General features: G+C 33.0%; 9 protein-coding genes and 1 pseudogene. 8 read left to right on the top strand and 2 right to left on the bottom strand.

Annotation, left to right across the window (positions count from 1 at the left end; all coding sequences use genetic code 11):
• Positions 1-156: 156 nt before the first annotated feature.
• Complete coding sequence (htpG, locus tag ACZ0AH_RS04165) at positions 157-2,040, bottom strand: molecular chaperone HtpG (protein WP_463474594.1); 1,884 nt, start codon at positions 2,038-2,040, stop codon at positions 157-159.
• Between the two features lie 204 nt (positions 2,041-2,244).
• Between htpG and ACZ0AH_RS04170 the strand changes: the two genes are divergently transcribed.
• From ACZ0AH_RS04170 to ACZ0AH_RS04195, 6 genes are all read left to right on the top strand, one after another.
• A complete protein-coding gene (locus ACZ0AH_RS04170; RefSeq protein WP_463474595.1) occupies positions 2,245-2,745 on the top strand; it encodes a lipocalin family protein in 501 nt (166 codons plus the stop codon).
• Between the two features lie 29 nt (positions 2,746-2,774).
• On the top strand, positions 2,775-3,470 hold the full coding sequence (locus tag ACZ0AH_RS04175; RefSeq protein ID WP_463474596.1) for an OmpA family protein: 696 nt from the start codon (positions 2,775-2,777) through the stop codon (positions 3,468-3,470).
• A gap of 106 nt (positions 3,471-3,576) precedes the next feature.
• Positions 3,577-4,527 carry an ABC transporter ATP-binding protein gene (locus tag ACZ0AH_RS04180; RefSeq protein ID WP_463478085.1) on the top strand — a complete coding sequence of 317 codons (951 nt, stop codon included), beginning with the start codon at positions 3,577-3,579 and terminating at the stop codon, positions 4,525-4,527.
• A gap of 374 nt (positions 4,528-4,901) precedes the next feature.
• Positions 4,902-5,909: a 3-oxoacyl-ACP synthase III family protein gene (locus tag ACZ0AH_RS04185; RefSeq protein WP_463474597.1), complete on the top strand. Its 1,008-nt coding sequence runs from the start codon at positions 4,902-4,904 to the stop codon at positions 5,907-5,909.
• Positions 5,910-6,352: 443 nt separating this feature from the next.
• Positions 6,353-6,676 (top strand): GIY-YIG nuclease family protein, encoded by a 324-nt coding sequence (locus tag ACZ0AH_RS04190; protein ID WP_463474598.1) that lies wholly within the window; start codon positions 6,353-6,355, stop codon positions 6,674-6,676.
• 201 nt (positions 6,677-6,877) lie between these two features.
• The gene (locus tag ACZ0AH_RS04195) at positions 6,878-7,549 is read left to right on the top strand and encodes a copper homeostasis protein CutC (protein WP_463474599.1); all 672 of its coding nucleotides are present in this window, start codon (positions 6,878-6,880) and stop codon (positions 7,547-7,549) included.
• A gap of 90 nt (positions 7,550-7,639) precedes the next feature.
• On the opposite strand, the pseudogene ACZ0AH_RS04200 reads toward ACZ0AH_RS04195, so the two are convergent.
• A pseudogene (locus tag ACZ0AH_RS04200) lies at positions 7,640-10,058 on the bottom strand (TonB-dependent receptor).
• A 321-nt stretch (positions 10,059-10,379) separates the two neighbouring features.
• Here ACZ0AH_RS04200 and argS point away from each other — a divergent pair.
• Together argS and ACZ0AH_RS04210 are read left to right on the top strand one after the other, a co-directional pair.
• Positions 10,380-12,161 (top strand): arginine--tRNA ligase, encoded by a 1,782-nt coding sequence (argS, locus tag ACZ0AH_RS04205; RefSeq protein ID WP_463474600.1) that lies wholly within the window; start codon positions 10,380-10,382, stop codon positions 12,159-12,161.
• Positions 12,162-12,870: 709 nt separating this feature from the next.
• The gene (locus ACZ0AH_RS04210; protein WP_463474601.1) at positions 12,871-16,101 is read left to right on the top strand and encodes a SusC/RagA family TonB-linked outer membrane protein; all 3,231 of its coding nucleotides are present in this window, start codon (positions 12,871-12,873) and stop codon (positions 16,099-16,101) included.

Consider the following 16,101-nt stretch of genomic DNA (forward strand, 5'->3'; position numbering starts at 1 on the left):
TTTGTATTTTGAGGGGTATAAAGTTATAGCAATAGGTTTTGTCAAAAAAGGGGGTAATTACCCGTTTTTGAGCGCATTAAAACCGGTATAATTTACAGGGATAAAAAAATCCCGTAAGTTCACTTACGGGATTTATAGAGCGATTTTTAGAAAATCTTATTTAATCATTTCAAAACTTCTTTTTACAAAAGCAGTTAAAGCTTCACCTTTTAATAGGTTTTGCGATAATTTAGCCAAGTCTAAAGCTTGTTTTACTAAATGTTCCTGATGTGTTTTGTCTTCCGTATTTAAGATGCTTGTCGCCAAATCAGAATTAGTATTTACAACCAGATTGTACATCTCAGGCATATTTCCCATTCCGAACATTCCGCCACCACCAGACTGGCTCATTTCTTTCATTCTGCGCATAAATTCAGGTTGCGTGATAATGAAAGGAGCAGCTTGGCTATCCATAGCTTCTAATTGTACAGAATATGCTTTTGGAATATAAGCTTCTAATGAAGTTTTAAGCGTTTCTTTTTCTTCATCAGATAATTTAGAAATCGTGTTTTCGTCTTTTTTGATTAAATTATCAATATGATCAGAATCGACACGAACGAAAGTTACATCTTTATTATCACCTTCAATTTTTTGAATCAAATGCGAGATAATCGGAGAATCTAAAAGTAAAACTTCGTATCCTTTATCTTTTGCTGTTTGAATATAAGAGTGTTGTGCATCTTTATTTCCGGCATAAAGAACAACTAGTTTTCCATCTTTATCAGTTTGGTTTTCTTTTAATTTCTCTTTTAATTCTTCAAGAGTAAAATAAGTATCATCAACTGTTGGGTATAATACAAATGCACCGGCTTTTTCGTAGAATTTATCTTCAGAAAGCATTCCGTATTCTAAAACAATTTTAATATCGTTCCATTTTGCTTCAAAATCAGCACGGTTTTCTGTAAATAAAGCTTTCAGTTTATCTGCAACTTTACGGGTAATGTAGTTAGAAATTTTCTTAACCGCGCCATCTGCCTGTAAACCAGAACGGGAAACGTTCAACGGAATATCCGGAGAATCAATTACACCTTTTAACATCGTCAAAAATTCAGGTACAATTCCTTCTACGTTATCAGTTACGTAAACCTGGTTTTGGTACAATTGAATTTTATCTTTCTGAATTTGCATATCAGATCCTAACTTAGGAAAATATAAAATTCCGGTTAAATTAAAAGGATAATCTACATTTAAATGAATGTTGAATAACGGCTCTTCAAATTGCATTGGATACAATTCTCTGTAGAAATTTTTATAATCTTCATCAGATAATTCAGTTGGCTGTTTTGTCCAGGCTGGATTTGGATTGTTGATGATATTATCAATTTCAACTGTTTCATTGATGTAATCTTCCGGAGCATCTTCCGGTTTTGGAAGTGTTTCTGTTTTTGTTCCGAATTTAATTGGAATAGGCATAAATTTATTATACTTATTCAATAATCCGCTGATTTTAGAATCATCTAAAAATTCAAGTGAATCTTCAGCAATATGAAGGATGATTTCTGTACCACGTGAAGTTTTGTCAGCTGGTTCTAAAGTAAATTCAGGGCTTCCGTCGCAAGTCCAGTGCGCAGCTGGTTCATCTTTATAAGATTTAGTAATAATTTCTACTTTTTCTGCAACCATAAATGCAGAATAAAAACCAAGACCAAAATGACCAATAATTCCAGAATCTTTTGCAGAATCTTTGTATTTGTCAAGGAATTCTTCAGCTCCAGAAAAAGCAACCTGATTGATGTATTTTTCAACTTCATCAGCCGTCATACCTAAACCCTGATCAATAATGTGGATTTTTTTTCCTTCCTTATCAACCTTGATTTCGATTACCGGATTACCGTATTCTACTTTAGCTTCGCCAATGCTAATTAGGTGTTTTAATTTTAAAGTAGCATCAGTTCCGTTTGAAACCAACTCACGTAAGAAGATTTCGTGATCGCTGTACAAGAACTTTTTGATTAAGGGAAAGATGTTTTCTACCGAAACATTAATTTTACCTGTTGTCATATTTATTTTAATTTTTAGTTTAATGTGATGATACTCATTTCTTCAAATAGAATACCAATTGTTTTTTGGGCGACAAAATGGCAGAAGTGTTAATTTTGAAAGAAAATAATTAGATTTTAGAACTTAAATTATTGTTATGAGTTGTATCTTTGTTGTATAGCAACAGCTATATTATGTAAGTATTAACTTAAAAATATGTATAAAATGAAGAAAATTATTTTCATTTGCATGATTGCCACGATGTTATTTGCGTGTAAATCATCTTCGTCTACAGCTTCAACAGAAGCAACTACGCTTTCGACCAAACTTGATAAATCGACTCAAGTAGCACTAAAAGGAGACTGGGTTCTTACCAATGTTTCATATCCAGGTTCTGAATATATTAAAGTAACTTCATTTGATCTTGCTGATTCTAAATGTTTTATTGGCAGTACATGGAAATTTATTTCAAACAATAATAAAGGAACAATGACTTTAAATGCACCAAGTTGTACTGCATTTACCTCTCCTATTGTTTGGAGTATCAATAATCAGGGACTTTTAGTACTTAAAATTGTAGATCCGGGAGTAAAATCGAAAAATGTTAAATCAGGTTATTTGCTTAAAGTAGCCGGAGTAACTGATAATTCATTTCAGTTAATTGATAACATTAACGTTGGTGGACAAACTAAGGATGTAACGTACGATTTTCAGAGAGCGAATTAAAAGCCAATTAATAATAAAAATATATACACATGAAAAAGATAACAGTTTTAGGGTTGAGTAGTTTACTTGTATTGGTAAGTTTCTTTGCAAGTTGCGATTCAGTAAAAAACGCAAATAATACACAAAAAGGAGCAGGAATAGGAGTAGTTGCCGGTGGACTTATTGGTGGTATTTTAGGAAATAATTTAGGCCACGGTGGTAATGCTGCTTTAGGTGCTGCCATTGGTGCTGCCGTTGGTGGTGGAACCGGAGCTTTGATTGGAAATAAAATGGACAAACAAGCCCGTGAAATTGATCAGGCTTTACCAGGCGCTGACGTAGAAAGAGTTGGTGAAGGAATTCACTTGACTTTGAACGAAAATGCCGTTCGTTTTGATACTAATAAATCAACTTTGACATCTCAGGCAAAAGCAAATTTAGATAAATTGGTTCCTGTATTCAATGATTACGGAGATACTGATATTCAAATTTTTGGTTATACTGATAATACAGGAAAACCCGAATATAATTTGACACTTTCCGGACAAAGAGCTGCATCTGTGCAATCTTATTTAGTTTCTAAAGGATTAAAATCTAGCCGTTTCAAAACTTCAGGTTTGGGAATTGTTGATCCAATTGCAACAAATGATACTCCGGAAGGAAGAGCGCAAAACCGTCGTGTAGAATTTTCTATTACTGCAAATGACAAAATGGTAAATGATGCTAAAACCGAAGCTGGAAAATAATCTTCAGATAAAATAAAATATAAAAAAAGCTGTTTCTTAATTGAAGCAGCTTTTTTTTTGACTTTAGAAATTAAACATTGTAAATTTGGACTTTCAAATACAACCCATGCTCGACATTCAAAATATTTCTTTTTCGTATACCGATAAACCCGTCATAAAAGACGTTTCTTTTACCATTAATAAAGGTGATAATATTGCCATTATTGGTGAAAGCGGCTGCGGAAAAAGTACGCTTCTTAAACTTATATACGGTTTATATGATCTGGACGAAGGCAAGATTTTTTATAATGAAAAGCCAATCTTAGGTCCAAAATACAATTTGATTCCCGGGATGCCCTATATGAAGTATCTGGCGCAGGATTTTGATTTATCTCCTTTTGAAACGGTTGCTGAAAACGTAGGTAAGTTTCTTTCGAATGGTTTTGCCAACATGAAAAAACTTCGCGTTCAGGAATTATTAGAAATGGTAGAAATGGAATCGTTCTCGAATGTAAAAGCAAAATTTTTAAGTGGAGGACAACAACAAAGGGTAGCGCTGGTAAGAGTTTTAGCATTAGAACCGGAAGTAATTTTATTAGATGAACCTTTCAGCCAGATTGATGCTTTTAGAAAAAATGCTTTACGCCGAAATTTATTCCGATACTTAAAACAAAAAGGAATTACCTGTATTATCGCCACGCATGATAGCACAGATGCTTTGTCATTTGCAGATGAAGCGATCGTAATGCGAAACGGAGAAGTTATCGTAAAAGATAATCCGACAAAAATATACGAAGATCCGCAAACTAAATATGTGGCTTCCCTTTTTGGAGAAGTAAATGAAATTCCGACCCATTTATTATTGGATTACGAAGATCAGACCCATAAAACATTAGTTTATCCGCATCAGTTTAAGATGGTTTCAGAATCGAAATTACCGGTAAAAATTAGAAGAACTTATTTTAGAGGAAATCATTATTTAATTGAAACTGTTTATAAAAGACAACTGGTATTTTTTGAAAGTGAAATCGATTTGCCTCTTGAACAAGAGATATTTTTAGGTTTGAATTATCTGTAAATTAGGTAATGTGTCAATTAGAAAATTAGATATTTTTTTAATGCTATAAAACAAGAAACCCGATAGTTTTTAAACTATCGGGTTTCTTGTTTTATGGTTTGCTTTGTAAATATTTGTCTTTATGGGTTTGAAAAAATGGTATTCATAAATGTTTGTCTAAGGTACCTTAGTCTTGTTACATTTTAGGTGTTATTTTTCATTGTTTTCATTGTTTTGACTAAAAAACTGTTTTTTCAGAATATAAATAGTTTTTATTAAAGGTATAATTAAAGTATATTAAATTGCTAATTACGAAAAAAAGAGTAATTTGTACGCTTATGTTTTAAACAATACTTAAATTTGCATTCCAATTTTTTAACAAATAATAAAAGAATATGTATCATTCAAAAATAGCGGGCTTAGGATATTATGTTCCTTCAAATGTTGTGACCAACGATGATTTGTCTAAGTTAATTGATACCAATGATGAATGGATTCAGGAACGTACCGGAATTCAGGAGCGCAGACATATCATTCGTGGAGAAGATACCACAACTACAATGGGAGTAAAAGCAGCTAAAATTGCTATAGAACGTTCTGGCATAGCCAAAGAAGATATTGATTTTGTAGTTTTTGCGACATTAAGTCCGGATTACTATTTTCCAGGTCCCGGAGTTTTAGTGCAACGTGATTTAGGATTAAGAACAGTTGGAGCATTAGATGTTAGAAACCAATGTTCGGGATTTGTTTATGCAATTTCAGTTGCAGATCAATACATTAAAACCGGAATGTATAAAAACATTCTAGTAATTGGTTCTGAAGTTCATTCAACAGGATTGGATATGACAACCCGAGGACGTGGTGTTTCGGTAATTTTTGGAGATGGAGCAGGAGCGGCAGTTTTAAGCCGTGAAGAAGATTTGACAAAAGGAATTCTTTCAACACATTTACATTCAGAAGGACAACATGCCGAAGAATTAGCGTTACAGGCACCAGGAATGGGAGCACGCTGGGTAACGGATATTTTAGCTGATAATGACCCGAATGACGAAAGTTATTATCCATACATGAACGGGCAATTTGTATTTAAAAATGCAGTAGTTCGTTTTGCAGAAGTTATAAACGAAGGTCTGGAAGCAAACGGTTTACAGGTTTCAGATATCGATATGTTGATTCCGCATCAGGCAAATTTGAGGATTTCACAATTCATCCAAAACAAATTCAAATTGAGCGACGATCAGGTTCATAATAATATCCAGAAATACGGAAACACAACCGCAGCCTCTATTCCGATTGCTTTGACAGAAGCTTGGGAACAAGGAAAAATCAAATCAGGCGATACAGTTGTTTTGGCTGCTTTTGGTAGTGGTTTTACCTGGGCAAGTGCTATTATAAAATGGTAATTTAGTTCATCTTAATATTATATTTTAAAGACCTGCTCTTTTTAGAGCAGGTTTTTTTGTACCTGATTATAAAGCTGTGCGTAGTTGTATGTTAGGCTGAGCGAAGTCGAAGCCCAAGTTCCAATTGGTGCGCCCTTCGACTTCGCTCAGGGTGACTTGTTTATTTCAAAGTTATCTAGTAAGCATGAGCGTAGTCTTATGTCAGGCTGAGCGAAGTCGAAGCCGCGTTCCAATTGGGGCGCCCTTCGACTTCGCTCAGGGTGACATGTGTATTTAAATCTTGTAAGTATGAGCGAATTTATATGTTAGGCTGAGCGAAGTCGAAGCCCGCGTTCCAATTGGGGCGCCCTTCGACTTCGCTCAGGGTGACAATGAGAATGTGATACAATACGTAATAATTTGAAATAAATTTCTTACTTTTAAAAATTTCAAATTAAAAAAAAATGAAAAGGTATTACGTCTATATATTAAAATGTTCTGATAATAGTTATTACACAGGAGTTACAAATGATATAGAAAGGAGATTAAATGAACATAGTTTTGGTTCAAATAAAGAGAGTTATACTTATAATAAAAGGCCTCTTCAACTAGTTTTTTGTACTGAGTTTAATGATGTAAATCAAGCAATTTTATTCGAAAAACAAGTAAAAGGCTGGAGTCGAAAAAAGAAAGAAGCTATAATAAATGATAGATGGGAAGATTTGAAAAAACTTTCAGTATGTTTAAATGAAACAACACATAAGAATTTAGATAGAAAGAACGTTTAGTATTAAATAAGCCTTCGACTCCGCTCAGGATGACAGTTGTTTTCAATTGATGCTTTGTGCCCGAGTTTGTCAGGCTGAGCGGAGTCGAAGTCCACGTTCCAATTTACATGTTTTCTAATTCACTCATTATACTTAGCTTTCTACCAATATTTTTAGTAATTGCTTAGGTCGAATTAATTCGAAACTTATTAATTTAGTAAAATGAAAAAAAATCAACTCGAAATAGCGTGTTTCAATTACGAATCGGCACTGATTGCGCAAGAAAGCGGAGCTGATAGAATTGAGTTGTGCGAGAATATGAAACTTGGAGGAACAACTCCTAATTATATTTTAGCTGTAAAAGTTCGGGAGGAGTTAATGATTAAGATGCACGTTATCATCAGACCCCGGGGCGGAAATTTTATTTATACCGATGAAGAGTTTACAGAAATGAAACAAGACATCAAACAATTCAAGAAATTGGGCGTAGACGGTTTTGTTTTTGGAATTTTAAAAGAAAATGGACGGATCAATAAAAGACGCAATAAAGAATTGGTCAATTTGGCGCATCCGCTTTCATGTACATTTCATCGCGCTTTTGATGTAGTAAAAGACGTTAAAGAATCTCTCAAAGATATAATTGATTGTGGTTTTAAAACCATTTTGACTTCCGGGCAAGGTATAAATGTTGAAGAAGGAATTTTTGCTTTAGAGAAAATTCAAAAATGGGCAAAAGATAAAATCGAAATTATGCCCGGCGGAGGTTTGCGATCTTCGAATATTAAATTGTTACAGGAAAAATTAGAACCCACTTTTTATCATTCATCAGCCATTACAGACGAAACTGAAATCGCGAATCCGGAAGAAATAAAGGAATTAAGAAATTTTTTATAAAGAAATAAATAAACAAAAAAGCCTGGAGTTGGCATACTCCAGGCTTTTCTTTTCTACAAGAACTATTAAAATCTACTAATAAAAGTGGGATTAAAACATTCCACCACCACCTTTGTTAGTGTTATCTTCTCTTTGTTTACGCTGCAGGTTTTTAATTTTTGCACCTCCAAAGTTATAGGTTAATCCTAAATAAACGGTTTGACTTTCCCAAGAAAACTGACCTGTTTGAGGATAAGGATAAATTCCGTCAAAAGCGAATCTCATGGTATTGAAAACGTCATTAAAACGAACGCTTATATTCATTTTGTTGTCTAATAATGTATAACGTGAACCTATGTCAATTTTGTACATTTCTTTTCTGTGTTGTTGAATTTCATCAACAGGACCTTCTGTAAAAACCGAATAATAAAAAGCTTAAACGTTTTGTAGGCTTGAAGTTTGAGTTCATACGAGCATTAAATGCCGAAGTTGTAACGCTGCGTTGAAGCGGTGAACTTGTACTTGTTGCAGGATCAAACACAAAAACTACACCTTCCTGGTTTATACTCGAAAAATCAATAGATGGCTGAATATCCCACCATTTTGTAAGTTTATAATTTAACGAAAGATCAAAACCATAAGCACTGTTGTGATCGTAGTTTGTGAAACTTAAAATTTGTTTGTATCCAGATGCATCATTAGGATCAGGACTTAAAGTTCTGCTAATTTGATCGTTAATGCTTCTTACGAAAACACCACCGGTAATACTTCCTTTTTCAAGGGTTTTAGTATAATTTACTTCAACAGAATTGGTAAACTGAGGTCTTAATTCAGGATTTCCGTATGAAGTTACTAACGGAGTAGAAAACTCACGAATAGGTTTTGTCTGCTCTAAACTTGGTCTGTCTACACGACGGCTATAACTTAATTGAAAAGTGTTTTTCTCATTCAGATTATACGTTAAATAAGCTGATGGATATAAGGTAATATAATCATCGTCAAATTTTGTCTGACCATGATTTAAGTTTGCAGCAACTTTATAACTCTCAAAACGAGTTCCTAATTGGTAACTGAATTTTTTGAATTTCTGACCAAAAGTTACATAAGCAGAGTAAATATCTGTATCATAAGTATAATTTGAAATTTGATCTTTAACCGCAACCGCCGGATTACCTGTATTGTAATCATTATCTGTTCTTGTTATTCTGGCTTCAGCACCAGCTTCAAGAGTCGTTTTATCGTTTAACGGATTAACATAATCAATGTTTAAAGTTCCTAATTTTCTATCGTCGCCAATAAAATCTTTATAAGCAATAGTATTAGTTGTATTAGCAGGGCTTGTTGTTGTAGTTTCAAAACTTGCATTTTGAGTAGCATCAGTTTTGCTGTAATTTCCTTCGAAATCTAAAGTATGACCTTCTTTTTTAAAGATGTGTTTGTATGCTAAATTATAAGTTCCGGTTGTATTTGGTCCTTGATATCTTCCTTTTTGAAAAATATTCTTAATATTTGGATCATCATTATTGTAATCAATATCAGTATTTACATTTCCGGTTCCGCTAGATTTATTCTGATTGGTATAAATAGATAAAGTATTGTGATCATCAATCAAATAATCCATCCCCACTTTATACAAATAATTATCGTTTTCATTAGAAATCTTTAATTTTTGATTAACGTCCTGATCTAATCTTTGGATTCGGCCATTGTTAAAATAGGTACCGAAATTATTACCGGCATTTCCAAAGAAATTTACTTTTCCGGTTTTGTAGTTCAAATCTAATGATTGATTATATTTGGCAGTTTCTCCAAAAGTAATACCGCCACTGTAACTTCCGTTGAAACCAGTGTTTGCATTTTTATGCAGAATAATGTTGATAATTCCAGACATTCCTTCCGGATTGTATTTTGCACTCGGATTCGTAATCAACTCAATTTTTTTGATTGAAGTCGACGGAATTTGTTTCAACAATTGTGCAGGATCAATATTCGAAGGTCTTCCGTCAATCAATACACGAACATTATCGTTTCCACGAAGCGAAAGTTTTCCGTCCTGATCTACGTTTACAGACGGAATATTACTCATAATATCAGATGCAGAAGCTCCGGCAGTAGTCAAATCTTTTCCGACAGTAATTACTTTTCGGTCAATTTTTTGTTCCATAGTCGAGCGTTCCGCTACAATATTTACCCCTTTTAGCTGCGTTGCTTCTTCTTCAAGAGAAACTTTAACAATTGCGTCTTTTTTATTATCGCTTAAAATTACAGAGCCAATATATTTTCTAAATCCAATGTATTGAATTTCGATTGTATAGTTTTTTAAAGCTAAATTTTTGATGGTAAAATCTCCGTTATCATCCGTATTAACGCCAGAAACTACTTTTCCGTTATCTTTAATCGATACCGTTGCGTAAGAAATAGGCGCGTTATTAGATTTTTCGGTAATTTTCCCGGAGACTGTTCCGGAATTCTGGGCTTGTGCTGTTCCAATTACACCCAGTAATGCGAACAGAAAGAATTTTAATTTCATAATTTGGTGCTTGATTATTTTGATTGATTGATGATGATTGTTTTTGTTTTTGTTAGATTTTTTTTCTTTTTGAATAAATTCAAAGTTCCTATTAAGACTCTTTTACAGTCGATATGTTACAGAAAAATAAATAAAAAAATATCTTTTTTTTCTGATGTTCTGTTTTATAGTAGATTAGCGTTTTAATTTTTTGATAATTTTAACATTCAAAACAATTTGGTTTTTAAGAAATTCTAATCGTTTTCTTGTATTTTATATCTTTTTCATTTTCTCTAATTGATGAATAAGCAGTATCTTTGCTCACTTTAAAAATAAGTTTACATGTCATTATCACAAATTCTTACCCCTTCTATACAAAAAGCAATACAAGCATTATTTGATGTTACTGTTGATAAAATTGAATTTCAAACTACCAGAAAAGAGTTTGAAGGCGATATTACAATGGTAATTTTTCCTTTATTAAAAGTGATTAAAAGCAATCCTGCCGAATTAGGAAATAAAATTGGAAATTATCTGGTTGAAAATGTTTCTGAAGTAGCACGCTTTAATGTAGTTTCAGGATTTTTAAACATTGTAATTGCAGATAGTTATTATCTGAATTTCTTTAATGAAATCAAAGACAATTCTAAATTTGGATATGTAACGCCAAATTCGGATGATAAAGCTATTATGATCGAATATTCTTCACCAAATACCAATAAGCCTTTGCATTTAGGTCACGTTCGTAACAATTTGTTAGGATATTCTGTAGCTGAAATTATCAAAGCTTCAGGAAAAAAAGTATACAAAACTCAAATCATCAACGATCGCGGAATTCATATTTGTAAATCGATGCTTGCGTGGGAAAAATTCGGAAACGGAGAAACTCCTCAAAGTTCAAATTTAAAAGGAGATAAATTAGTTGGAAAATATTATGTTGAGTTTGATAAAGCTTACAAAGCAGAAATCAATCAACTGATAGAAGCTGGTAAAACAGAAGAAGAAGCTAAAAAGCAAGCGCCAATTATTGTTGAAGCGCAAGAAATGCTTCGTAAATGGGAAGCCGGTGATGAGCAGGTAATTTCACTTTGGAAAAAAATGAACCAATGGGTTTATGATGGCTTTGCTACAACTTATACCAATCTTGGAGTTAATTTTGATAAATATTATTATGAAAGTAATACTTATTTATTAGGGAAAGATGTTGTTCAGATAGGTCTTGATAGCGGTGTTTTCGAAAAAGACCCTGATGGTTCGGTTTGGATTGATTTGACAGATGAAGGTTTAGATCGTAAAATCGTATTGCGTTCTGACGGAACTGCGGTTTATATGACACAAGATATAGGAACTGCGATTCAGCGTGTAAAAGACATGCCGGATGTTGGCGGAATGGTTTACACAGTTGGTAACGAACAGGATCATCACTTTAAAGTTTTATTTTTAATCCTGAAAAAATTAGGTTTTGATTGGGCTTCAAGTCTTTATCATTTATCATACGGAATGGTTGATTTGCCTTCAGGAAAAATGAAAAGCCGTGAAGGAACGGTTGTAGATGCAGACGATTTGATGCAGGATATGACAGATACAGCCAAACAAATTTCTGAAGATTTAGGAAAGTTAGACAGTTATTCGCCAGAGGAAAAAGCTAAATTGTATAAAACAATTGGTCTTGGAGCTTTAAAATATTATATTTTAAAAATAGATCCTAAAAAACGTATTTTATTCAATCCGGAAGAATCTGTTGATTTTGCCGGAAATACAGGCCCGTTTATACAATATACATACGCGAGAATTCAATCAATTATTCGTAAAGCCGATTTTGACTATAATGTCACACTGAGCGGAGTCGAAGTGCTTCACGAAAAAGAAAAAGAGTTGGTAAAACAAATCGAACTTTTTCCGGAAGTAATTCAGAATGCGGCACAAAATCATAGCCCGGCTTTAATTGCAAACTATACATATGATTTAGTAAAAGAATACAATTCATTCTATCAATCGGTTCATATATTAGGAGAAGTTGATCTAACTAAAAAGATATTCAGAGTTCAGCTTTCGCAGAAAGTAGCCGAAGTTATAAAATCAGCGTTTACTTTATTAGGAATTGAAGTTCCGGAAAGAATGTAAGTTACAATTATACTTAATAGAAAAATTTAAAGCCAATAGTTTTGTAACTATTGGCTTTTTTTGATACTAATTTGACGTATAATTCTATTGTAAGAGAGAATCGCTCAGTATTTTTGTATCAAATAAATAAAGAGTTTCTTTAGTTGTTTAGAAACAATAAATAAGAACATAATTTATTTAAAGTTAAATAAAAAGTTTTTGTAGGAAAATTGATTTAATTATATTAATTTTCTTACTTTATTTAAAACAAGAGATAATTACTTGAATTCAAGTTTAGGCTCTTTTCATTAAAAGGATAAATTTCTAACAATACCTTCTTATATTCATTTTTGACTATTTTGAATTAGTAAGCTTTTAGTAAAAAAAATTGTAAGAAGATTAAACCGTCTAGACATGATTTAGGCGGTTTTTTTATTTCCAAAAAACTTTTCTACCATTTAATTTTCAATTCTCGATAATTACTGAAAACTTAAAAATATAACATTTTAGTTTTTTGTTTAGGAATTGGGCTTTTGAATTCATCTCTGCAAAAACAATTCAATCTCTTTAGATAACCATCTTCAAATCAACGACTTTTCTTACTTTATTTTGCGATCAAACCTAAATAAGTAAGATTAATATTATATTTAATAATGTTAAATTAAATAAAATTCTTGTTAAAATTATAATTTTGTGATAAGTTGCACCAATAAATCAAAAAATCAAAATAATGAAACAAAAATTAAAAAGATTTGTGGTACTGTTTTTTGTACTTGCTTTGCAATTGACATTTGCCCAGGAAAAAGTTATTACAGGAATAGTTTCTGACAATGCCGGAATACCTTTACCAGGGGTTAGCGTATTAGTTAAAGGAACTAAATCAGGAACACAAACTGATTTTGATGGAAAATATGCTATTAAAGCAGCATCAAACCAGATTATTATATTCAGCTATATTGGAATGAAAACCCAGGAAATGGCTGCTAGTTCTTCTGTTGTTAATGTAAAACTAAAAGACGATTCTGTAGAATTGGAAGGAGTTGTAGTAACAACAGCTTTAGGAGTAAAAAGAGAGAAAAAATCGCTTGGATATGCGTCTCAGCAAATTTCAGGAAATGACTTAGTAAATAGTGGGGCAGGAAATACAAACGTAGCCAATCTTTTGTCAGGTAAAGCTGCGGGAGTTGAGGTTTCCAGAAATAATAATTTTGGAGGTTCTACAAATGTTGTTATTCGTGGCAACAAATCGCTTACAGGGAATAACCAGGCGCTGTGGGTAGTTGACGGCGTTCCGCTTGATAACTCAAACTCTAATACAACCACTCAAAGTACAGGAAGAGGCGGTTATGATTATGGTAACAATGCAGCAGATATTAATCAGGAAGATATCGAAAGCATCAATATTCTTAAAGGTGCTGCCGCGACTGCTTTATACGGATCAAGAGCAGCAAATGGAGTAGTAATGGTTACGACTAAAAAAGGTAAAAAAGGAGACGATAATAAAGTTGGTTTTACTTTTTCAAGCAGTATGACAGTTGGAACGGTTGATAAAACTACGTTTCCTAAATATCAAAATAAATATGGATCAGGTTATGGTTTTGGAAGCTCTTTTCTGGATTCCGAAAGTTCTGTTCCAACAGTAGATACTTCAAATGATGCTTCATATGGAGACGCTTTTACCGGACAGCCAGTTTACCAATGGGATTCTTTTACTCCATATTCACAAAATTATAATAAACCTACTGCCTGGAGTGCAGCTAAAAACGGGCCTATTTCTTTTTTCAAATCAGCTATAACAAACACAAACAGTATTTCTCTTGAAAAAGCAACCGAAAGATCAAGTCTTTCAATGTCATATGTTAATACAATTCAAACAGGAATATTGCCAAATAGTGAATTAAAAAAGAATCAGTTAAGTGCACGTTTCAGTCAAAAAATTACGGATAAACTTACCGCAAATGCTTATGCCGCTGTAACATTGCAAAATACTGTAGGCAGAAACTCTACGGGTTATAATGATAATATAATGGGAACTTTTAGACAATGGTGGGAAACCAATGTTGATGTAAAAGAATTGCAAAATGTATATAATGCATCCGGAGGTCAAAATATAACATGGAATTGGGCTGATCCAAATGCTTCTGAATTAAAACCTGCCTACTGGGATAATCCTTATTTTACCCGTTATCAAAATTATTCTTCAGATAATAAAACACGTTTGTTTAGTTATGCGTCTCTTAATTATGAAATTACAAGTTGGTTAAGTGCATTAGGAAGGGTTTCTTTGGATACTTACAGACAACTTCAGGAAGAAAGAAGGGCTGTAGGATCTACTGCAACCGGTTTTGGATTATCTCCAGTTGATGAAAATTCAGGTTATCAAAGATATGATGTCAATTTTCAGGAAATTAATTATGATTTCATGTTAAACTTCAATAAAAAATTCGGCGATAATCTAAGCTTAACGGGAGTTTTGGGTTCAAATATTAGAAGAAACAAAAAAGATAACATTCTGTCTTCTACAATAGGAGGTTTGGTTGAAGCAGGAAAATATGCATTATCTAATTCCAGATATGAATTGCCTTTTCCTACTGAAAACAAAGTTGACTGGGGAGTTGATGGAATTTATGCTCAAGGGTCTATAGGTTATATGGATACTTATTTTGTAGATGCTTCAATAAGAAGAGATGTTTCTTCGACATTGCCAAAAGAAAATAATACCTACGTTTATCCGGCAATCTCAGGATCTTTCCTGTTCTCTAATTTAGTAAAAGCAGATTGGCTGAACCTGGGAAAATTTAGAGTAAACTATGCTGAAGTTGGTAACGATGCAGAGCCTTTAAGTTTGGTAAATACATACACTAGAAGTTCAAACTTTAACGGACAGCCTATGTATACTCTACCAAACACAAATAAAAATCCTAATCTTAAACCCGAAAGGACAAAATCTTTTGAAGTTGGATTAGAAACCAGCACTTTTAACAGACGTTTGGGGTTAGATGTTACCTATTATAAAACCAATACAGTAGATCAAATTGTATCTGGAGCAGTTTCAGGAGCTTCAGGATTTACATATGCATGGATTAATGGTGGAAACATTGAAAATAGAGGATTAGAAATTCAACTTACAGGAACACCTGTAAAAACAGAAAATTTTAGTTGGGATATTACGGTGAACTGGTCTAATAATAAAAGTAAGGTTGTCTCTTTACCGGGAGAAATTGACAATTTAGAAATAGCTTCTTTTCAAGGAGGAGTTACAGTAAACGCGACTAAAGGAGAAGCATACGGAGCAATTAAGGGGACAGATTACATTTATACAAATGGACAACGAACTGTAGACCAAAAAACTGGGAAATATTTGATATCCGGAACATCAGATAATACTATTGGAAATGTTACACCAGACTGGATTGGTGGTGTTAGAAATAAACTTACGTATAAAAATATTTCTATGAGTTTTTTAATTGATACTCAAAAAGGAGGCGATATATTTTCATTAGACATGTATTATGGTCTTGCCAACGGTATATATCCGGAAACAGCAACAGGAAATATTAGAGAAAAAGGTATTTTAAATTCTGGTGTTTCTCCTGATGGAACTAAAAATACAGTTCCAACAGTAAATAATAATAATCTACCGAGTACTGGTCCAGGTGCTTATTCTAATAATTACGGCTATCTGGCAGCGCCTGCTAAAGCTTTTATTTATGATGCATCCTACGTAAAATTGAGAGAAGTTTCAATTTCATATAATTTTCCTAAAAAAATGTTTGAAGGAACGTTTGTTAATGCTGCAACATTAAGCTTATTAGGGTCAAATTTATGGATAATAAGCAAAAATTTACCTTACGCAGATCCTGAAAGTGGATTGTCATCAGGAAATAAATCCAGAGGTTATTCTGTTGGATCGTTGCCTACAACAAGAGATATAGGCTTCAACTTAACATTTAAATTTTAA

This window comes from Flavobacterium sp. AC105, from assembly GCF_979258495.1.

Coding starts and splice junctions, on each gene's coding strand:
- ACZ0AH_RS04190 (WP_463474598.1), top strand. CDS start 6,353: ATGAAAAGGTATTACGTCTATATATTAAAATGTTCTGATAATAGTTAT.
- ACZ0AH_RS04210 (WP_463474601.1), top strand. CDS start 12,871: ATGAAACAAAAATTAAAAAGATTTGTGGTACTGTTTTTTGTACTTGCT.
- ACZ0AH_RS04185 (WP_463474597.1), top strand. CDS start 4,902: ATGTATCATTCAAAAATAGCGGGCTTAGGATATTATGTTCCTTCAAAT.
- ACZ0AH_RS04195 (WP_463474599.1), top strand. CDS start 6,878: ATGAAAAAAAATCAACTCGAAATAGCGTGTTTCAATTACGAATCGGCA.
- ACZ0AH_RS04180 (WP_463478085.1), top strand. CDS start 3,577: ATGCTCGACATTCAAAATATTTCTTTTTCGTATACCGATAAACCCGTC.
- ACZ0AH_RS04170 (WP_463474595.1), top strand. CDS start 2,245: ATGAAGAAAATTATTTTCATTTGCATGATTGCCACGATGTTATTTGCG.
- ACZ0AH_RS04175 (WP_463474596.1), top strand. CDS start 2,775: ATGAAAAAGATAACAGTTTTAGGGTTGAGTAGTTTACTTGTATTGGTA.
- argS (WP_463474600.1), top strand. CDS start 10,380: ATGTCATTATCACAAATTCTTACCCCTTCTATACAAAAAGCAATACAA.
- htpG (WP_463474594.1), bottom strand. CDS start 2,040: ATGACAACAGGTAAAATTAATGTTTCGGTAGAAAACATCTTTCCCTTA.